Below are 18,845 nucleotides of genomic sequence, written 5' to 3' on the forward strand. Positions count from 1 at the left end.
CCCGGGGAAACGATGCCCCGGGACCGGGAACGCGTACGCGGATCCTGCTCTGACACGGTTCAGTGGGAGGCTCCGGACAGCAGGAGACCGTCCACCTCGTCCTCCTCGTCGTCCTCGTGCACGGACGGCTGGGGGCGGGACCGCTGGTAGGCGAGCTCGGTCTCGATGGCGATGCGCTGCCAGGTGAACCGGGAGCGGGCGCGGTCGACCGCGGCGATGCCGTAGGCGGAGCTCATAGTGGGCGTGTGCAGCACCGCGCGGACGGCGCGCGCGACCTCCTCCGGGCGTCCGAAGCGGATCAGCACGCCGCTGGTGCGGTGCAGGACGGCGCCGGGGACCGCGCCGGTGGCGGTCGCCACGACGGGCAGTCCGCAGGCCATGGCCTCCAGGACGGCGCCGCCGTAGGGGTCGTAGGAGGCGGCGGAGACGTAGACGTCCGCGGAGCGGAGCAGGCGGGGCAGCTCCTTGCGGTCCACGGGGCCGGTCAGGTGGACGCGGTCGTCCACCCCGGCCTCCTTGGCCAGCAGCTCCACGCGCCGGGCGTTCTCGTCCAGGGCGACGTCGAGGTCGTCGGCGGTGGAGACGAGCAGCAGCTCGGCCTCGGGGAGCCGGGTCATGGCCTCCACGAGGCGGTCGGCGCCGCCCGCCTCGGTCAGGGACGTGACCGACACCAGGCGGGGCCGCTCCTCGCGGCGCGACTGCCAGTGCTCGGTCGAGGCGCTGCCCTCGACGCTGAAGTGGTCGGTGTCCACACCGAAGGGGACCACGCTGACCTGTCGGCGCGAGACCCCGAGCCGGGCGAGCTCGCCCTGCTGGTCGGTGGAGTTGACCAGGACGTGGTCCACACGGGAGGCCAGGACCGACTCCATCCGGGCGCGGTCGGGCCGGTGGGCGAGCCCGGAGCGCTGCTCGCTGGCGTTGAGCGAGTGGAAGGTCTGGACGATGGGCGTCGCGCCCTGCTCGCGTCCGGTGTGCGCCTGCGCGTGCAGGGCGGCCAGACCGCTGGTCCAGCCGACGGCGTGCAGCACGTCCGGGGCGTCCTCGTCCAGGACGCGGGACAGTGCGGTGCCGAACGCGCCGGTGTGCTCGGCCTGCTCGTCGTCGGTGAGCGGCCGCTCCGGCCCCGCGTCGAGGTAGGTGACGGAGACGCCGCGTGCCATCCGGGTCCGGCCCTCCGGCTGCTCCGGAGAACTGCGCCGCGCGTACACGGTGACCTTGTGGCCGCGTTTGGCGAGCTGTCGGGACAGGGCGCACACGTGCAGGCTCGCGGGGCAGGCCGGCTCACCGCGGTGGGCGGGAAGGGGGTTGGCGTGTTCGGCGACCATGGCGATCTTCACTGGACTGGACTCCTTGGACACTTCACGGTGTCCGTCGTGGGTGGGCCCGAAGGGACTCCTGAGCGGGGACGGAGTCCTTGCGGGTGGAACGGGTCGGCGGCGCTCTCCGACGTGGGGACGCCGCGGGGCGGGGGCGCGGCGGAAGGGAGGAGGGGTCGCGGTCAGGGAGGGGGTGCGGGGCCTCGGGGGGCGGGCGCGGCGCCGGGCGGCGAACGCAGGGCAGCACTGAGGACCGTGCGCGCACAGCGCGCACGGCGGCCCGGAGGCGGAAGGAGACGGGGAAGATCGGGAAGACGCAAGAAGACCACACCAAACGACCGGTCGAGGAGAGCACCGAGACCACCGCCGGGCCGAAGGGCCGCGCGCGGGGGCGGTCGTGTGTGTCTGCGTCTTAGACACCCAACGGGTCCTATTCTGCCAGACGCTCGGGAGCGCGACAACGCCGTGCCGGTGACCGACACGGGACGAAGGTCCTTCGTGTCGTCCGAAAAGACCCGAGAACTCCGGAGCCCGCGTGTTCGTCCCACCTTGTGGCGGGCACTGTCGGCTCGGTTCCAACACCGCTAGTGTCAGTCCCGAACGCGGGACCGTCATGGGCGCTCCGCACATGCCCGACACAGCGCTTTCGATGGTCGGAAGTGGGCCCGGAACTGCGTATCCGGGCGTTTTCCGCCATGATGTACGCGGATTTTGACCGACTCCTGCGCGGTGGCTCGGTACGGTTACAGAATCCAGACGTTGAACGGGACTCGACCAAGGTCCGGCCGCACGTGCCGGGCGACCGGCCACGGCCGACGAAACGGGAGGAAGGGCGTATGGGTGTCGCTGGTGGGGAAGTCATTGTCACGGCCCTCACGCACCGGGGCGCTATCCGCCCCGCCAACGAGGACGCCGTCGTCATGGGTGCCCTGACCGTGGCCAGTGCGAACATGACGTCGCCGGTCCGCTGCGTCCTGCCGGTGGGCGAGCCCGTCATCCTCGCCGTCGCCGACGGCATCGGTGGTCAGGCCGCGGGCGAGATCGCCTCGGAGCACGCGGTGCACCGGATGGCCGAGATGGGGCCGCGGCTGAACGGTCCGGAGGAGATCGCCCAGCTGCTGAGCAACATCGACGAGGAGATCAAGGACCACGCCACCCAGCACACCGAGTTCTCCGGGATGGGGACCACGGTCGCCGGAGTCCTGCTCAACAACGACGGCAACTTCTGGTTCAACGTCGGCGACTCGCGCACCTACCGCCTGGAGGGCCGGCGCCTGCGCCAGCTCTCCGAGGACGACTCCCCGGCGCTGCCGCCGTCGGAGGACGGGCGTCCCGTCACCACCAACTTCATCACCCAGTCCCTGGGCGGCAGCTCCGGCGGCACGATGGTGCCGCACGTGGGGCGCGACGAGGCCGCGGACCCCAGCGCGTGGCTCATGTGCAGCGACGGCCTGTCGGACCTGGTGCTGCCCGAGGAGATGGAGCGGATGATCGCCGAGGCGGGCAGCGACGAGGCCGCCGTCCACGCCCTGTGGCAGGCCGCCATGGAGGCGGGCGGCAAGGACAACATCAGCATCCTGTTGGCCCGGCGCGTCTGACCGCACCCGACCACGCGAAGGCCCGGACACGGTGACGTGTCCGGGCCTTCGCGTCGTCCGCGGTGCCGCCGCCCGGCGGCGGCGCGTGTTCGAGCGTCAGGACTGTCCGGGACGGTTGCGCAGGCGGACGGCCACCAGCACGACCGCGCCGATCCCGGCGAGCGCGACGACGCCGATGACCACCAGCGCGGCCATGGACGGTCCGCCCTCGTCGGCCTCGGACGACGCGGCCGGCGACGGGTCGGCGGCCTCCTCGTCGGCCTCGTCGGCCGGTGCCTCGTCCTCGGCGGGCTCCTCGGTCTCCTCCGGAGCCGCGGCGGCGGCCGCCTCCTCGGAGACCGTGAACTCCAGCGAGTCCTGGATGGGGTGGCCGTCGGACGAGACGACCTGGAAGGCGAGGGTGTAGGCGCCGCTCTCCACGATCGGCAGGAGCGCGACCGACACGTCGGTGCCGTCGAACACCAGGGCGCCGTCCTGGTACTCCTCGCCGTCGGGGCCGGTCACCACGATGGCGCTGGCCTCGGCGCTCTCCATCGGCGCGTTGTTAAAGGTCAGCACGACCTCCTCGGGGACGGTGTCCAGGGTGTCGCCGTCCTCCGGCGAGGAGCCGGTCAGGACGTCGTGCGCCATGGCCGGAGCGGACGCCAGGACGAGGGCGGCCGCGGTGAAGGGGATCAGGGCGGCCGAGGCCGCGCTGCGCAGGATGGTCATGGTCTTCTCTCAGCGTCGGGATGCGGTTCGCGCCCGGTCCGCGGCGCCGATGCGCGCGGTCCGGGTCCTCAGGGGGTGGGGAGGGGCGAACCGGGAGGCCCCCGGGGGCCGAGCGCCAGGACCGGGGCCCAGCGCGGACCGACGGCGGCCGACGCCATCGGCGCCGGCGCCCACGCGCCCGGGGCCAGACGCGGCACACGCAGCAGCGGCGGCAGCGCGCGTCCCAGCAGCACGCACAGGAACCACAGGGCCGACTCGCCGTGCGCGAGCAGTGCCGAGGCCAGGAGCGCGGCCCACAGGTGGGCCAGGAGCATGCCGGGGGAGAGACCGAGCGTGTGGGTGAGCAGCCCGTGGGCCGAGTGGTCGGTGCCGGCGAACGCCGATCCCGGGCCGCCCGCCCCCTGCAGGGCCAGGTGGAGCACGATCTGCACCGAGGCCAGCACGGCGAAGACGTCGCCGAAACCGCGCATGATCCGGGTGAAGTGCCACAGCACGGGCGTGAGGAGCGCCGTGGCGAGGAGGAAGCCGCCCCCGCTCGCCTGCGTGTCCGCCCACAGCTGGTGCCCGGCCCAGCTCAGTCCGGTGCACGCTCCGGCGAGGAACGCCGTGCGCACCAGCCGCAGCAGGCCGTGCGCCGGGGCGATGGTGGGGGACACGGGATCGAACCTAAGCGGTGCCGCGGCCGGTCGCAAGGCACGAACACGGAAGGGCCGCCGGGCGCGGTCGTCCGCGTTCCCGACGGCCCAGGGCGTGTTCGGCGGGTGCTCACCCTGCTGCACGGCGTTCCAGCGGCGCCCACGCTGTGTTCTCATCAGTCGACAGGGGAACCACCCTGACTCCTTCTTCGGCCTTGCGAGGCCACCACTGGAACGCCGCTCGCGACGGGCGGCACCCACCGAACACGCCCTGGGCTCACGCCCCGACCGACGCCTCAGGAGGCCGGAACCAGTTCGCGCCGCATGTAGCGGCGCTGCTCGGGGGTGGTGCCACCCCAGACGCCATGCGCCTCTCCGGCCCTCAGGGCCCACCGCAGGCACTCTTGGCGAACAGTACAGCTGCGGCAGACGGCGACGGCCTGCTCAGTGTCGACGCGCCCGATCCCGGTGCTGCTCACCGGAAAGAAGATCTCAGGGTCGTACGAACGGCAGTTGCCCTGCTCGACCCAGTCCTCGCTCTCGTGGTACAGGCGGTTCACGGGCGCCTCCGATCCGTGGCTTGTGGTCCGTGGCCAGTGGCCCGCACCGTGTCTCCCACGGCGGGGTCATCGAGCTCGCGCTCCCGTCACCGGCCAGAGGTGATCGACCCAGGCTGGACTGCGGCGACGCGATGCGACCAAGTGTAGTACTACATGAGGTCGTACTACACAGAGTCTGCGTCAAAATCTCCGATTCATCAAGGGCGTCGGCGGCCGTCGGACCCGTTCTGCCCACGCGTGGGTCAATCGAGGGCCACGTGTCGCCCAGGAGTCGGTCATGTCGCGAAAGCCGGTCCCACAAGGGGATGCGCAGGGCACGGCGGTGGCGGCGGCGGTGGCGTTGTGTCGCGTGACGTGCGGATCGACCCGACTTGGGCTTTATGTCGCGAGGTTTCCACCGAGTTGATGTGACTTAATGCACGCTTAATATTGCTCGTTCAGGCTCTATGTTTGACCTTGACGGCCATCGGGCGCCATGGCCGGACCTGGGAGGCACGGCCCGCTGGAGGCCCCCGGCGAAGGTGGCGAAGCCCCTGTTGGGGACGGCGTCGACCGGTGTGCGGACGGGGTGGTGACCCCGCGCGAATGCCCAGGTCACAGGCTCGCCCCGCTGCTAAATGAACAAGCCATACCCGATGCGGGTGTGCTGAAACATCTGCGCGGAATCTCCCTGAATTCCCATTGACCTTCGTTCGCTATGTTCGATCGACGTGCCACATCAACGAACGAATCTCCAAGCACGCGATCACACTGACGCCGGAGCCGAGCGCTCCGAGACCACAGGGGCCGCGGGCCATGGAGGCGTGCGCCTGTCGCACCCGTCCGTGGAGGACGGTCCGCACATGTGGCGGCTGGCGGGGGCGACGGGAATGGACGTCAACTCCCCGTACGCCTACACACTCTGGTGCAGGGACTTCGCGGCCAGCAGTGTCGTGGCCAAGGACGCCGACGGCCGTGTCGCCGCCTACGTCACCGGATACGTCCGTCCCGACGACCCGGACACCTACTTCCTCTGGCAGGTCGCCGTCGACTCCGCGTACCGCGGACAGCGGCTGGCCCGCCGGATGCTCGACTTCATCGGCGACAGCATCACCGAACGGGGTATGACTCACCTCGAAGCGACCGTCACGCCGGACAACGCCGCGTCCCGCGCGCTGTTCGCGTCGTTCGCCCGTGATCGCGGCGTCGAAGCCGTGTGGAGCCCACTCTTCGGTGCGGAGCACTTCCCCGCCGGAGGCGACGCGCCGCACGAACCCGAGGACCTCGTTCGCATCGGCCCGTTCGGGCCGCGGACGAGCCAAGGGCGTGACTGAACCATCCGCACCGGATCGATCGATCCTGACCCACCCCGTCGTCAAAGCCACGAGCCCACGAACCTGGGGAAAGGAACCAAGGAACACACGATGGAGACCTTCCAGCGCCTCGAATCCGAAGTTCGCGGATACTGCCGCAACTGGCCGGTCGTCTTCGACAAGGCCGTCGGCAGCCATGTCTACGACGAGACCGGCAAGCCCTATCTCGACTTCTTCGCCGGGGCGGGCTCCCTCAACTACGGGCACAACAACCCGCGGCTGAAGACCAAGCTCGTCGAGTACCTGACCGACGATCGCATCGTCCACAGCCTCGACGCCTACAGCGTCGGCAAACGGGACTTCCTGAAAACCTTCGAGGAGATCGTCCTCAAACCGCGCGGTCTGGACTACAAGGTCCAGTTCCCCGGGCCGGCGGGTAACAACGCCGTCGAGGCCGCGCTGAAGCTGGCGCGCAAGTACACCGGTCGCGAGACCATCATCAACTTCACCAACGGCTTCCACGGCATGACGCTGGGCGCCCTGGCCGTCACCGGCAACTCGATGAAGCGCGGTGGCGCCGGTGTTCCGCTGGACCACGTCGCCACGATGCCGTTCGACAACTACCTCGACGGCCAGACGCCGGACTTCCTGTGGCTGCGCACCCTGCTGGAGGACAGCGGGTCCGGCCTGGACAAGCCCGCCGCCGTCATCGTCGAGGCGATCCAGGGCGAGGGCGGCATCAACGTCGCCAGCGCCAGCTGGCTGCGCGGCCTCTCCGAGGTCTGCCGCGAGTACGACATGCTCATGATCGTCGACGACATCCAGATGGGCTGCGGCCGCACCGGCGACTTCTTCAGTTTCGAGGAGGCCGGGATCACCCCGGACATCGTCACGCTGTCGAAGTCCATCAGCGGTTACGGTCTGCCCATGGCGCTCACCCTGTTCAAGCGCGAGCTGGACGTGTGGGAGCCGGGCGAGCACAACGGCACCTTCCGGGGCTTCAACCCCGCCATGGTCACCGGCACCGAGGCTCTGCGCCAGTTCTGGACCGACGACACGTTCGCGAGCGCGACCAAGGCCAAGGGCGACATGGTCGCCGCCCGTCTGGGCGAGATGGCCGCCGAGTTCCCCGAGGTCGGAGCGCACGTTCGCGGTCGCGGACTGGCACGCGGTCTGGCTTTCGAGGACACTGGGATCGCCAAACGCCTCGCCGCCGAGTCCTTCGACCGGGGGCTGCTCCTGGAGACCTCCGGTCCCGAGGACGAGGTCGCCAAGCTCCTGCCGCCGCTGACCGCGACGGAGGAGGAGCTCACGGCCGGACTGGACATCATGGCGGACGCCGCTCGCGCGGCCGTCAAGGTGGCCCAGCCCGCCTAGGGCACGCGGGACCGCTCCACCTTTCGGTGGCGGGGCCGGTCGGCACACCGTGGACCACGGGATGCCGATCGGCCCCGCCCCTTGTTACACCAGCACAGTTACGGACTCACGGCGCACACCCGCGCAGAAGGAGACAGCAGTGATCGTTCGCAGTCTGGACGAGGTCAACGACACCGAGCGCGACATCAGGCACGGAAACTGGCGCAGCCGTCGGGTCATCCTCGCCAAGGAGGGCGTGGGGTTCTCCTTCCACGAGACCGTCCTCTACGCGGGCACCGAGACGACGATGTGGTATGCCAACCACATCGAGCTCGTGCACTGCATCGAGGGTGAGGCCGAGCTGACCAACGAGGAGACGGGGGAGAAGCACATCATCACCCCGGGCACCCTCTACCTGCTCAACGGTCACGAGAAGCACACGGTCCGCCCGAAGACGGACTTCCGCGTGCTGTGCGTGTTCAACCCGCCCGTCACCGGGCGCGAGGTCCACGACGAGAACGGTGTCTACCCGCTCATCGTCGAGCAGACCGAGGACGAGTCGACGACGGTCGCCTGACCGGAACGTGAGGGGGATCGGGCCGAGGGCCTCCGCTGAGGCCGGCGGCCCGGTCCCTTTTCGCGCAGCGTCTCCACCGAGCGATGGTGGGCGACGAGTGGGCCGGGTCATCACCGTGGGTGGTGGCCCGGTCTTTTCGTGCGGCGCCCCTGCCGGTCGACGTGGTGTTACGGTCACTGTGGGTAGTGATCCGGCGGGCGCCGGGTGGCCGGGTGCGTGTCCCCGTCCCGTCCTCGCGTGTGTCCGCGGTCACGAACCCCAGGGTGACCGCGTCCGGAACCCAGGGTCACAAGGTGCAGGTGGTGCGCCTGGAGCTGGGCAAACGGGGGGTAACCCGATGGTCAGCCATGCATAACCAGTGCATAACGGACCAAACATGTCCTGTTAGCGCAGGGTGCCGTAGGGGAGGGAGATCCCGTACCAGTGCCGTCGGCCCGTGTTCCGGTCGACGGACGGCACCCGTGGCACCGCGCCGCGGTTCGCCGGCCTCCGGCGTCCCACCATCCGAATGCGCGGCGTCGTGGCCCCGACCTCGGGCAGCGACGTCGCTCCCGCGATTTTTTTCGAGGAGCAGTCGTGAAGAAGCAGGTACCAGCGGTCAAGCGAGGAACCTGGGGCCGCCGAGACGCACTCCGACTGGGTGGAGTGGGACTGGCCACCGCAGGTCTGGCGGCCTGTAGCCGGGTCGACAGCGGCGGTGGCGGCGAAGAGGGCGGGCCCGGCCTCCTCGACCGCCTGCGGGAGCAGGGCTTCGTCGCGGTCGGTCTGGCCAACGAGATCCCGTTCGGCTTCATCGACGGCTCCGGTGAGCCGGCCGGACAGTCCCCGGCCGTCGCCCAGGCCGTCTTCGAGGAACTGGGCGTCCCCGAGATCCAGGCCTCGCCCGTGGCCTGGGACGGTCTGATCCCCGGCCTGCAGGCCAACCGGTTCGACCTCATCGCGGCCGGCATGTTCATCACGCCCGACCGCTGCGAGCAGGTCGCCTTCTCCGAGCCCACCGCCACCTCGCCCGAGGCGTTCATGGTCGAGGAGGGCAACCCGGAGAACATCCAGCACTTCACGGACTTCGCCGAGAACTCCGACCTGAAGCTGGCGGTCCTCAACGGCTCGGTCGAGCAGACCTACGCCGAGTACTTCGAGGTCCCCGCGGACCAGATGGAGCTCATCCCGGACCAGACCACCGGGTACGAGCTCCTGGAGTCGGGCCGTGTCCACGCGATGTCCATGCTGAGCGTGTCGCACACCTACCTGCTCCTGGACCGCGGCGGCCCCTTCGAGGTCACCGAGGCCTTCTTCCCCGAGATCGACGGCAAGGAGGAGCGCGGCTGGGGCGGTCTGGCCTTCCGACAGGAGGACACCGAACTCCTCGAGGAGGTCAACCGGGTGATCGCGGAGTTCAAGGAGAACGGCCGCCTGCTGGAGCTGGGCGAGGAGTGGGGCTTCACCGAGGCCGACCTGCCCGACGACACCACCACCGCCCAGCTCTGCGAGGCCTGATCAAGCCGTGGAGTTCCTGATCGAGCGGCTTCCGCTCTATCTCGACGGCGTGTGGGTCACCATCCAGCTCACCATCGGCGGCAGTGCCCTGGCCTTCGTCCTGGCCATGGTCTTCGGCATCCTCGGCAGCATGACGCACTGGCTGCCGAGGGCCGTGGCCACGGTCTACGTCGAGGTGTTCCGCGGCATCGCCGCCCTGGTGCTGATGTTCTGGATGGCCTACGCGCTCCCGCTGGCGACCGGCTTCCAGCTGGACGACATGTTCGCGGCGATCGTCGCCCTGGGCCTGAACATCGGCGCCTACGGCGCCGAGGTGGTCAGGGCGGCCATCAACGCCGTCCCCAAGCCGCAGGTCGAGGCGACGGTCGCACTGAACATGTCCTGGTTCCAGCGCACGCGCCTGGTGGTCCTGCCGCAGGCCTGGGCGCAGATGCTGCCCACCTTCGGCAACCTCATCATCGAACTGATGAAGGCCACCGCCGTCGCCTACCTGATCGGGGTGACCGATCTGACCGCCGTGGCGCAGCAGATGCGTCAGGGCACCGGTGAGACCATCGTGGCCTTCATCGGCGCCTTCGTCCTCTACTACCTGATCGCGCAGGTGCTCATCGCCGGGATGCGACTGCTCGAACGCCGTGCCAACCGCAGGCTCGGCCGGACTCCCCCCGCGGGCACCGGTCTGAAGGGACTGCTCAAGCACCCGGCCGTCGGTGGGGCACGTGGGGGAGGTGCACTCTAGATGTGGGATCTCCAGTTCACCTTCGAGGTGATGCCCGACCTGCTGACCGGGCTCTGGGTCACCGTCCAGGCCACCGTCATGGGCTACCTCATCGCCCTGCTCCTGGGCCTGGCCGTGGCCATGGTCAGGCGCGTGCCCATCGTGGGCAGCGTGGTGCACGGGATGATGGAGTTCATCCGCACCACGCCCCTCGTCATCCAGCTGGTCTTCGTCTTCCTCCTCGCGCCCAGCACCGTCTCCGGCATGACGATCGGTGTCGTGGTGCTCGGCGTGCACTACTCGGCCTACACCGCCGAGGTGTACCGGTCGGGCATCGAGGGCGTGGCCAAGGGCCAGTGGGAGGCCGCGCGGGCCCTGAGCCTGCCCCAGAGCCGGACCTGGGGCGCGATCGTGCTGCCCCAGGCCATCCGCAAGGTCATCCCGGCCCTGGGCAACTACCTGATCGCCATGTTCAAGGACACGCCGCTGCTCTTCGCGATCGGCGTGACCGAGCTGCTCACCCAGGCGCAGAGGCTCGGTGCGGCGAGTTTCCGCGTGGTGGAGATGTACACCATGGTCGGTTTCCTCTTCCTCATCGTGAGCATCCCTTCCGCGATCCTGATCCGACGACTGGAGCGACGCTATGCCGCCGTCTGAGACCCCGCAGAAAGATGAACCCCAGGGCGTCGAGGGCCAGCCGCTGATCGTCTTCGACCAGGTGGTCAAGCGCTTCGGCGACCTCACCGTGCTCGACCACCTGGACTTCAACGTGGACCCGGGGGAGCGCGTCACGCTCATCGGGCCGAGTGGTTCGGGCAAGACGACCATCCTGCGGCTCCTGATGACGCTGGAGAAGGTCACCGAGGGGCACATCTGGGTGGACGGCGAGCCGTTCAGCCACATGGCCCGCGGCTCCGGCCTGATCCCCGCGAGCGAGAGCTACCTGCGCGCCAAGCGCAAGCGCGTGGGGATGGTGTTCCAGCAGTTCAACCTGTTCCCGAACATGACCGTTCGGCAGAACATCACCGAGGCGCCGATCCACGTCCTGGGCACGCCCAGGGCCGAGGCCAACGAGCGTGCGGGCGAGCTGCTCGACCTGGTCGGGCTCGGGGACAAGATCGACGCCCACCCGACGCAGCTCTCCGGCGGCCAGCAGCAGCGCGTGGCGATCGCCCGCGCTCTGGCGATGCAGCCGGAGATCCTGCTCCTGGACGAGGTCACCTCGGCCCTGGACCCGGAGCTGGTGGCCGGCGTCCTGGACGTGCTGCGCGAGGTCGCCGAGACGACCGACATCACGATGCTGTGCGTGACCCACGAGATGGGCTTCGCGCGGGACGTGTCCCACCGCGTCCTGATGTTCGACAAGGGCCGGATCGCCGAGGCGGGCCACCCGGACCAGATCTTCGGTGACCCGCGGGAGGAGCGGACCAAGTCCTTCCTCCGGTCGGTCCTCAACAACGGCGACTGATCCTGTGCCGTGCACCGGCCCCGCGTACTGGTCCATCCGGTACGCGGGGTTTCGTGTGTCAGAGCCTCCTCAACTGCACTGACGACATACCGTAGTCATTGCGTAGCTTTTAGTTTCCCCTTGGGCAGAATGAGTGTTCTGAGACAGGGGGGACGCTTGTGACCATGGTGCGAAGATGGGGGCTCCTCGCAGGGCTCTCGATGGCCGCGCTCATCATCGCCCTGCCGATCGCCTTCCACCCGGTGCTGCGCACCGAGCTCACGGAGAGGGCCGCCCTCCTGCTGTTCGCGGGTTGGGCACCGATGCTGATCGGCGGCGTCATGGCCTGGGCGGTGGTCAGCGGCTTCGGTGACCGGGAGCGCCTGGACCGGCGCGTCCACCAAGCGCTGGAGGGGCACCCGCTCGTGCGGGAGCTCATCTGGCTCGGGGTGTTCCTCGCCTGTTTCGTGCTGCTGATGATCCTGCTGTCACAGGTCTTCCGGCTCTACGGCGACCACACCGGGGCCGACCTGAACATGTCCGCCTCGCTCGTCTCCCGGCTGTTGTTCCTGTTCACACTGCCCATCCTGGTGATGGACCGGTCGGGGATCACCGTGGACGGCAAGGGCACGGCCATGCCCGCCGTCGCCCTGAAGGTGCACACGCCGTGGCGGTGGCTGGGTCTGATCCCCGCGGCCGTGGTCCTGCTCCTGGCCGGGTACGCGGTGATCCCCCAGGTCGGCCTGCCGCCGCTCAACCTGAGCCTGATCGGGTTCGTGCTGGCGTTCGCGCTGATCGCCGTCTGTGAGGAGATCTTCTTCCGCGCCATGCTCCAGACGCGCCTGGAGGTCATCATGGGGCGCTGGGGCGGCATCGTCGCGGCGACGCTGGTCTTCTCGCTCACCTACGCCGTCGTGCAGCCCTTCGACGAGATCTCGCAGCTGCCCGGCGACGGCTTCGGCTACGTCATCGCGCTCGCCCTGCTGAGCTACGGGCCGGCCGGGCTGCTGTACGGCTACCTCTGGTCCTGCTTCCGCAACCTGTGGATCAACGTCATCATCCGGATCGGCATGTTCGTCGTGCTGATGCCGCCCGACCTCAACATCGGCGTCACCCCCTGACCGCCGACGGGCGTACGCGTGCGCGCGGCCCCGCCGACCCGTCCCCTGGGCCGCTCCCGACCCCTGACTCCCGGTGACCTTGTCGGTCGTTTCCGCCCGAATGGTGTGAAACCTGTGGAAACAATGCACGTCCACCAGGCGCATGTGGGCGGAGATGGGTAGACATGGTTCATACCAGTCGTGTTGCGGTCATTTCCCCCTCACGGGGTTGTCACCGTGTGGTCATGAAAAAGGGGGAGTCTGCCCACTGTGAGCACGGAATCAGCGCCTACGCCCGCGGTCCCCACCGCCGCCGAGTTTCCCGCCGACCGCTTCATGGACCGCGAGGAGGGATGGCTCCGCTTCAACCAGCGCGTTCTCGAACTCGCCGAGGACGAGGACGTCCCGCTGCTGGAGCGCGCGCGGTTCCTGTCGATCTTCTCCAGCAACCTCGACGAGTTCTTCATGGTGCGCGTGGCCGGGCTCAAGCGCCGCCTGGCGACCGGGCTGCCCGTCGCCTCCGCCAGCGGCCACCACCCCCGGGACCTGTTGGAGCGCATCTCCGCGTTCACGCACGAGCTGATGAGCCGGCAGAGCGCCTGCTTCGAGAACAGTGTGGCCCCCGCGCTGCGCGAGGTCGGTATCCGCATCCTGCGCTGGAACGAGCTGGAGGACTCCGAGCGCGAGTACCTGCACGGGTACTTCCGCCGCTCCATCTACCCGCTGGTCACCCCCTTCGCCGTGGACTCGGCCCACCCGTTCCCCTACATCTCCGGGCGCTCCCTCAACCTCGCCGTCACCGTCCGCGACCCCCGGGACGAGCGGCGCATGTTCGCCCGGGTCAAGGTGCCCAGCCCGCTGCCGCGCTTCATCGACCTCGGCAGCCGGGGCGACGGCAGGTACGTCCCGGTCGAGGACGTCATCGCCGCCCACCTCCCGCAGCTGTTCGAGGGCATGCAGGTCGTGGAGCACCACGCCTTCCGCGTCACCCGCAACGCGGACCTGGAGGTGGACGAGGACGAGACCGACGACCTCGTGCAGTCCCTGGAGAACGAACTCCTGCGGCGCCGCTTCGGACCGCTCGTGCGGCTGGAGGTGGAGCGGTCCATCACCGCCGAGGTCCTCAACATCCTCACCGAGGAGCTGGGCGCCGAGGAGGAGGAGATCTACCGGGTCCCCGGCCCCCTCAACCTCGCGGGCCTGGACCAGATCGCCGACGCCGACCGGCCCGAGCTGTGCTTCCCGCCGATGGTCCCGGTCGAGCCCCGCGCCCTGGCCTCCGGCGGCCTGTTCGCCGCCATCCGCGAGCGCGAGATCCTCGTCCACCACCCCTACGAGTCGTTCGCCACCACGACCGAGCGCTTCCTCTCCCTGGCCGCGACCGACCCCAAGGTCATGGCCATCAAGCAGACCCTGTACCGCACCAGCGGAGACTCGCCCATTGTGGAGTCCCTGATCGAGGCCGCCCGCGCGGGCAAGGAGGTCGTGGTCCTGGTCGAGGTCAAGGCGCGCTTCGACGAGCAGAACAACATCCAGTGGGCCCGCAAGCTGGAGGACGCCGGCTGCCACGTGGTCTACGGGGTCATCGGCCTCAAGACGCACTGCAAGCTGTCCATGGTCATCCGCCAGGACGGCGACGGCCAGCTGCGCCGCTACTGCCACGTGGGCACGGGCAACTACAACCCCAGCACCGCCCGCGTGTACGAGGACTTCGGCCTGTTCAGCGCGTCCGCGGAGGTCGGAGAGGACGTCAGCGACCTCTTCAACAGCCTCACCGGATTCTCCCGCAAGAAGCACTACCGCCGCCTGCTCGTGGCGCCCGCGGCCCTGCGCGAGGGCCTGCTCGCCCAGATCGCCGCCGAGATCGACAACCGCCTCAAGGGCGAGCCCGCCCGCATCCGGATCAAGGTCAACTCGCTGGTCGACGAGGAGATCATCGACGCCCTCTACCGCGCCTCCCAGGCCGGGGTGAACGTCGACCTGTGGGTGCGCGGCAGCTGCGTCCTGCGCGCGGGCGTGCCCGGCCTGTCCGAGAACATCCGGGTGCGCAGCATCCTCGGCCGCTTCCTGGAGCACTCCCGCGTCTTCATCTTCGCCAACGGGTGGCGCCCCCAGGTCTGGCTGGGCAGCGCCGACCTCATGCCCCGTAACCTGGACCGGCGGGTGGAGGCCCTCGTCCGGGTGTCCGACTCCGAGCAGTGCCGCAGACTCGTGGGCCTCATGGACCTGGCGATGGCCGACGGCACCTCGTCGTGGCACCTGGAGCCGGACGGCTCCTGGACCCGTTGGACGCACGACGAGGAAGGGCGACGACTGATGGACCTGCAGGACGTGTTGCGAGGCGACCGCCACCTACGAGTGGTGGAGAGCGGATGAGCGACGGTGACGAGATCCAGGTGACCAGCGCCTTCCCGCCCAGGGACACCGCGGTCGGCGGCTACCTCGAACCCATTCGGGCCGGGGGAGCCGTCCTGTGGCGGCCCGGGGCGGACGGGGGCACGGAGGTCGTCCTGATCCGCCGGCCCCTCCGCGACGACTGGACCCTGCCCAAGGGCAAGCTCAAGAACGGCGAGCACCCGATCATCGCCGCCGTCCGCGAGGTCCAGGAGGAGACCGGGCTGACGCCCGTGCTCGGACGCCGGCTCCCGCCGCAGTACTACCTCAAGGACGGGTGGCCCAAGCAGGTCGAGTGGTGGGCCGCCACACCGGCCGAGCCCGGCGGGATCATCGACTACAAGCCCAACGACGAGGTCGACTCCGTGGAGTGGGTCCCCGTCGACGAGGCGCGCGAGCGGCTCACCTACGAACACGACGTCCACGTACTGGACAACTTCCGCGCCGGGCCCCACGACACCTTCCCGATCATCCTGCTCCGGCACCTGTCGGCGGGGGAGAAGCGGAGCTGGACCGACAACGACCTGCTGCGACCGCTGGACGGGACGGGCCGCGCGGACGCGCTGGCCCTGCCGCGCGTGCTGAGCGCCTACGGGCGCCCCCGTGTGGTCTCGTCGGCGGCGGCGCGGTGCACGGAGTCGATGCTGCCCTACTCGCTGGAGTGCGACGCCCCCATGCGCACCGAACGGGCCGTGACGGTGTGGAACGGCACCTACGACGCCGACGAAGCGCGGGCCGCCTTCCGGTCCCTGCTGACCGAGGGGATCCCGACGGTGCTGTGCACGCACGGTGAGCTCGTGCCACAGCTCATGGCGGAGGCGCTGGGTTGGCTGGGAGCGCCCAACACCCAGCAGTCGGGACTGCGCAAGGGGGCGTTCTGGGTCGTGCACGTCTCGCGCGAGGGCACGCTGGCGGGCGTGGAGCGGCACGCCGTCCGCGGCTGAGCGCGGCGCCGTGCGCGGGGGCGGCCGCGGGGGTGGCCGGGGGCGCTGGCATCATCGCGGTATGGGTACACACAAGGTCTCGCGGAGTATCGTCATCGACGCCCCCGCCGCCCGGATCTTCGACATCCTCGCCACGCCGTCCCGGCACAGCGAGGTCGACGGGTCCGGCACGGTGCGCGGCGCGGTGTCCGGGCCGGAGCGCCTGGAGGAGGGCGCCGAGTTCGGCATGGACATGCGCATGTTCGGCGTCTCCTACCGGATGACCAACCGGGTGGTGGAGTTCGAGCCGGACCGGCTCATCGCCTGGCGGCACATCGGCCCCCACCGGTGGCGGTACGAGCTGGAGGATCTGGAAGGGGGCGGGACGCGGGTCACCGAGACGTTCGACTACTCGATCGGCTTCTCCGCCTACTACGTGCTGGCCGGCCTGCCGGCGCGCAACGCCGCCGGCATCGAGCAGTCGCTGCTGCGCCTGAAGGACGCCGCGGAGAAGGCCGCCGCAGCCTAGGCCGTGTTTTTTGCAGCATTCCGGGCTCGCGGCCGCCAGGACCGCCTCTCGCGGCACCTCTGCGCTCGTGCAGCACGACCAGGCTGAACTTCGCACATCGTCTGGCGAGAGACGACCTGACGACCGCGAGCTCACCCGAAAGCCTGCAGAAAAACACGGCCTAGGTACCGACCCGACAGGTTCTGCGGAGCACGGCCCGCGGTCCCGGACCGCGGGCCGTGCCGCGCGGACTAGTGGTAGCCGTGGCCGTGGCCGTGGCCGTGGCCGTGCCCGTGGCCGTGGTCACCGTGGTGGCCGTGGCCGTCACAGTAACCGTCGTACCCGTGGCCCCAGCCGCCGTGGAGCTGTTCCACGGCGGACCGGTCCCCGTCACAGTAGCCGTCGTACCCGTCGCTCACGGTGGCGGAGGCGGGGGCGACGGCCAGAGCAAGGGCGGCTCCGGTCGACACGGTCAGCAGGGCGAGTGCGGTAATGCGTTTCACGTGCGTTCCTAGCTGTGAGTAATCGACTGAGTGCTGCAAGTGATGACTTTAGGTTCGTCGATGCGCTTTGGCCAGTTCATCGCCGCGCGCGTACCGATCGCTCGGCGGATCCACCTGCGACGGTCGGGAGCGGAGCCCTCACAAAATGCCCTAAAGTTCGGCAAGGGCCCGCGTGTTCCAGCGCCTCCCGGCCACCGCGGCGTTTCGTGGACGGGCCCTGCGGACCTCCGTCGACGATTCGGGAGCAGTGGTGGATACAACCTTGGGTGACGTCTGGCGGGAAGTGCTGTCCGTCCAGCCCGAACCGGAGCGGTGGATCATCGTCACGGCGGCGGTCCTGGGCCTGGCGGCGGTCCTGCTGGGGCCGCCCTGGCGGATCGGCCGCAACGTCGTCACGATCGCCCACGAGGGCGGCCACGCCCTGGTGGCGCTGCTCAGCGGACGTCAGCTCACGGCGATCCGGCTGCACTCGGACACCTCGGGCGTGACCGTCTCCCGGGGCAGGCCCACCGGTGTCGGCATGGTCCTGACCGTCTTCGCCGGGTACGTCTCGTCGTCGGTGATCGGACTGCTGGGCATCCTGATGCTGATGTCCGACCGCATCACCGCGCTGCTGTGGCTGAGCATCGTGGTGCTCGCCGCCATGCTGCTGATGATCCGCAACGTCTACGGCGTGGTGTCGGTCGTGGGCACCGGCGCGGTGGTCTTCGCGGTGAGCTGGTTCACGCCGTCCGAGATCCAGGCGGCCTTCGCCTACCTGTTCATCTGGTTCCTGCTGTTCGCGGGGATCAGGCCCGTGTTCGAACTCCAGAGCCAGCGGATGCGCCAGCCCTCCCCGCACTCCGACGCCGACCAGCTGGCCCGGCTGACCGGTCTGCCGGGCACGCTGTGGGTCGTGGTGTTCGGCCTGGTCAACCTCGTGGTCACCGGCCTGGGCGTGTGGCTGCTGCTCTTCTAGGCGGCAGCCGACGCGAGGCGGGTCAGCGCACCTGGGATGCGGCGAGGGCCTCGGTGACGGTCGTGAAGATGGGGATGCGCGTGTCGAGCGAGGTCACGCGCAGGGTCTGCAGCACCCGGTGGACCGGGGCGGCGATCGCCAGGACGGCCTCCTGCTCCCGGGCGGTCTTGTGCGCGCGGATCAGCACGCGCAGGCCGCTGGAGTCGATGAAGCGCAGGTCGGTGCAGTCCAGGACCACGCGGCCGTGGGGCTGCGTCATGAGCGCCTCGGTGACCGCGTCCTGGAAGCGGCGCTCCGTGGCCATGTCGATCTCGCCGTCGAGCGCCAGCACCCGTCCGGCGTCGTGCAGGGTGGAGACGATGGTCAGGTCGGGCATGGCGACTCCGGCGTAGTCGGGCCTGGCCCGAGAGGTCGGCGAGGCAGGCCGCGCGGTGCTCCAGGAGCGCGCGCGGACCGGTGTGTTCTTCGCGTTGCCGCGGTGGCCGAACTGATGGTTCATCATTTCCTCGTGTGGTTCCCCGAGTCGGGGCCGGGGATGAGACGCCGTGTCCACTCGTCGTGGATCAGGCGCGCTGCTGCCCCTATAACGCTCGGGGCCGGACCGAAGGTTCCGTGGGCGACGTGGGTCGGTCGCCGCGACCGCGGTGGTGGGTGGCGCGTCTGCGGACACGCGCCGTGCGTCGATGCCGGGTCGCGAAGACCCTGTCAGACCGATCAACCCGCGAGAGCGGGCGGTCATTCCCCGATCGGGG

At 69.7% G+C, this 18,845-nt stretch carries 19 protein-coding genes; 13 read left to right on the forward strand and 6 right to left on the reverse strand.

Features of this window, described 5'->3' with window-relative positions:
• Positions 1–59 precede the first annotated feature (59 nt).
• Entirely contained in the window at positions 60–1,337 is a 1,278-nt protein-coding gene (locus tag DFP74_RS16555; RefSeq protein WP_121182538.1) for a glycosyltransferase, read from the reverse strand.
• An 815-nt stretch (positions 1,338–2,152) separates the two neighbouring features.
• Here DFP74_RS16555 and DFP74_RS16560 point away from each other — a divergent pair.
• Positions 2,153–2,914 carry a PP2C family serine/threonine-protein phosphatase gene (locus tag DFP74_RS16560; RefSeq protein ID WP_121182539.1) on the forward strand — a complete coding sequence of 254 codons (762 nt, stop codon included), beginning with the start codon at positions 2,153–2,155 and terminating at the stop codon, positions 2,912–2,914.
• A gap of 96 nt (positions 2,915–3,010) precedes the next feature.
• Here the strand turns inward: DFP74_RS16560 and DFP74_RS16565 are convergent, their stop codons facing one another.
• The 3 genes from DFP74_RS16565 to DFP74_RS16575 form a co-directional block, all read right to left on the reverse strand.
• Positions 3,011–3,625, reverse strand: a complete 615-nt coding sequence (locus tag DFP74_RS16565) for a copper resistance CopC family protein (protein ID WP_233571005.1) — start codon at positions 3,623–3,625, stop codon at positions 3,011–3,013.
• 68 nt (positions 3,626–3,693) lie between these two features.
• Entirely contained in the window at positions 3,694–4,281 is a 588-nt protein-coding gene (locus tag DFP74_RS16570; protein WP_370013388.1) for a copper resistance protein, read from the reverse strand.
• Positions 4,282–4,556: 275 nt separating this feature from the next.
• Positions 4,557–4,820 carry a WhiB family transcriptional regulator gene (locus DFP74_RS16575; RefSeq protein ID WP_053616404.1) on the reverse strand — a complete coding sequence of 88 codons (264 nt, stop codon included), beginning with the start codon at positions 4,818–4,820 and terminating at the stop codon, positions 4,557–4,559.
• Positions 4,821–5,662: 842 nt separating this feature from the next.
• Between DFP74_RS16575 and ectA the strand changes: the two genes are divergently transcribed.
• The 11 genes from ectA to DFP74_RS16630 all read left to right on the forward strand — a co-directional run bounded on the left by ectA (position 5,663) and on the right by DFP74_RS16630 (position 16,653).
• A complete protein-coding gene (ectA, locus tag DFP74_RS16580; protein WP_233571346.1) occupies positions 5,663–6,133 on the forward strand; it encodes a diaminobutyrate acetyltransferase in 471 nt (156 codons plus the stop codon).
• Between the two features lie 90 nt (positions 6,134–6,223).
• Complete coding sequence (gene ectB, locus DFP74_RS16585; RefSeq protein ID WP_121182543.1) at positions 6,224–7,489, forward strand: diaminobutyrate--2-oxoglutarate transaminase; 1,266 nt, start codon at positions 6,224–6,226, stop codon at positions 7,487–7,489.
• A 139-nt stretch (positions 7,490–7,628) separates the two neighbouring features.
• Positions 7,629–8,045: an ectoine synthase gene (locus DFP74_RS16590; RefSeq protein ID WP_121182545.1), complete on the forward strand. Its 417-nt coding sequence runs from the start codon at positions 7,629–7,631 to the stop codon at positions 8,043–8,045.
• Between the two features lie 645 nt (positions 8,046–8,690).
• Positions 8,691–9,542, forward strand: a complete 852-nt coding sequence (ehuB, locus tag DFP74_RS16595) for an ectoine/hydroxyectoine ABC transporter substrate-binding protein EhuB (RefSeq protein ID WP_121182547.1) — start codon at positions 8,691–8,693, stop codon at positions 9,540–9,542.
• Between the two features lie 7 nt (positions 9,543–9,549).
• Entirely contained in the window at positions 9,550–10,281 is a 732-nt protein-coding gene (ehuC, locus tag DFP74_RS16600; protein ID WP_121182548.1) for an ectoine/hydroxyectoine ABC transporter permease subunit EhuC, read from the forward strand.
• Positions 10,282–10,917, forward strand: coding sequence for an ectoine/hydroxyectoine ABC transporter permease subunit EhuD (gene ehuD / locus DFP74_RS16605; RefSeq protein ID WP_121182550.1), 636 nt, complete (start codon positions 10,282–10,284; stop codon positions 10,915–10,917).
• Positions 10,904–11,728 carry an ectoine/hydroxyectoine ABC transporter ATP-binding protein EhuA gene (ehuA, locus tag DFP74_RS16610; RefSeq protein WP_121182552.1) on the forward strand — a complete coding sequence of 275 codons (825 nt, stop codon included), beginning with the start codon at positions 10,904–10,906 and terminating at the stop codon, positions 11,726–11,728. The genes ehuD and ehuA overlap by 14 nt, the downstream gene beginning before the upstream one ends.
• Before the next feature lie 164 nt (positions 11,729–11,892).
• The gene (locus DFP74_RS16615; RefSeq protein ID WP_199725675.1) at positions 11,893–12,828 is read left to right on the forward strand and encodes a CPBP family intramembrane glutamic endopeptidase; all 936 of its coding nucleotides are present in this window, start codon (positions 11,893–11,895) and stop codon (positions 12,826–12,828) included.
• A gap of 249 nt (positions 12,829–13,077) precedes the next feature.
• Positions 13,078–15,183, forward strand: coding sequence for an RNA degradosome polyphosphate kinase (locus DFP74_RS16620; protein ID WP_121182554.1), 2,106 nt, complete (start codon positions 13,078–13,080; stop codon positions 15,181–15,183).
• Positions 15,180–16,145, forward strand: coding sequence for an NUDIX hydrolase (locus tag DFP74_RS16625; RefSeq protein WP_121182556.1), 966 nt, complete (start codon positions 15,180–15,182; stop codon positions 16,143–16,145). Before DFP74_RS16620 ends, DFP74_RS16625 begins: the two co-directional genes overlap by 4 nt.
• A gap of 61 nt (positions 16,146–16,206) precedes the next feature.
• Positions 16,207–16,653, forward strand: a complete 447-nt coding sequence (locus DFP74_RS16630) for an SRPBCC family protein (protein WP_121182558.1) — start codon at positions 16,207–16,209, stop codon at positions 16,651–16,653.
• Positions 16,654–16,883: 230 nt separating this feature from the next.
• Here DFP74_RS16630 and DFP74_RS33910 read toward each other — a convergent pair whose 3' ends face one another.
• Positions 16,884–17,135 (reverse strand): hypothetical protein, encoded by a 252-nt coding sequence (locus DFP74_RS33910; RefSeq protein WP_199725676.1) that lies wholly within the window; start codon positions 17,133–17,135, stop codon positions 16,884–16,886.
• A gap of 262 nt (positions 17,136–17,397) precedes the next feature.
• Here DFP74_RS33910 and DFP74_RS16640 point away from each other — a divergent pair, with 262 nt between their 5' ends.
• On the forward strand, positions 17,398–18,093 hold the full coding sequence (locus DFP74_RS16640; protein WP_121182560.1) for a M50 family metallopeptidase: 696 nt from the start codon (positions 17,398–17,400) through the stop codon (positions 18,091–18,093).
• A gap of 22 nt (positions 18,094–18,115) precedes the next feature.
• On the opposite strand, the gene DFP74_RS16645 is transcribed toward DFP74_RS16640, so the two are convergent.
• The gene (locus DFP74_RS16645; protein ID WP_121188311.1) at positions 18,116–18,469 is read right to left on the reverse strand and encodes an STAS domain-containing protein; all 354 of its coding nucleotides are present in this window, start codon (positions 18,467–18,469) and stop codon (positions 18,116–18,118) included.
• Between the last annotated feature and the right edge of the window lie 376 nt (positions 18,470–18,845).

It is taken from the genome of Nocardiopsis sp. Huas11 (genome assembly GCF_003634495.1).
In the GTDB taxonomy this organism is placed as follows: Bacteria; Actinomycetota; Actinomycetes; order Streptosporangiales; family Streptosporangiaceae; genus Nocardiopsis.

Excerpts from the sequence above, each read along its gene's own strand:
- ehuA (WP_121182552.1), top strand. The coding sequence starts at position 10,904 with ATGCCGCCGTCTGAGACCCCGCAGAAAGATGAACCCCAGGGCGTCGAG.
- ectB (WP_121182543.1), top strand. The coding sequence starts at position 6,224 with ATGGAGACCTTCCAGCGCCTCGAATCCGAAGTTCGCGGATACTGCCGC.
- DFP74_RS16565 (WP_233571005.1), bottom strand. The coding sequence starts at position 3,625 with ATGACCATCCTGCGCAGCGCGGCCTCGGCCGCCCTGATCCCCTTCACC.
- DFP74_RS16615 (WP_199725675.1), top strand. The coding sequence starts at position 11,893 with ATGGTGCGAAGATGGGGGCTCCTCGCAGGGCTCTCGATGGCCGCGCTC.
- DFP74_RS16645 (WP_121188311.1), bottom strand. The coding sequence starts at position 18,469 with ATGCCCGACCTGACCATCGTCTCCACCCTGCACGACGCCGGACGGGTG.
- DFP74_RS16625 (WP_121182556.1), top strand. The coding sequence starts at position 15,180 with ATGAGCGACGGTGACGAGATCCAGGTGACCAGCGCCTTCCCGCCCAGG.
- ehuD (WP_121182550.1), top strand. The coding sequence starts at position 10,282 with ATGTGGGATCTCCAGTTCACCTTCGAGGTGATGCCCGACCTGCTGACC.
- DFP74_RS16560 (WP_121182539.1), top strand. The coding sequence starts at position 2,153 with ATGGGTGTCGCTGGTGGGGAAGTCATTGTCACGGCCCTCACGCACCGG.
- ectA (WP_233571346.1), top strand. The coding sequence starts at position 5,663 with ATGTGGCGGCTGGCGGGGGCGACGGGAATGGACGTCAACTCCCCGTAC.
- DFP74_RS16630 (WP_121182558.1), top strand. The coding sequence starts at position 16,207 with ATGGGTACACACAAGGTCTCGCGGAGTATCGTCATCGACGCCCCCGCC.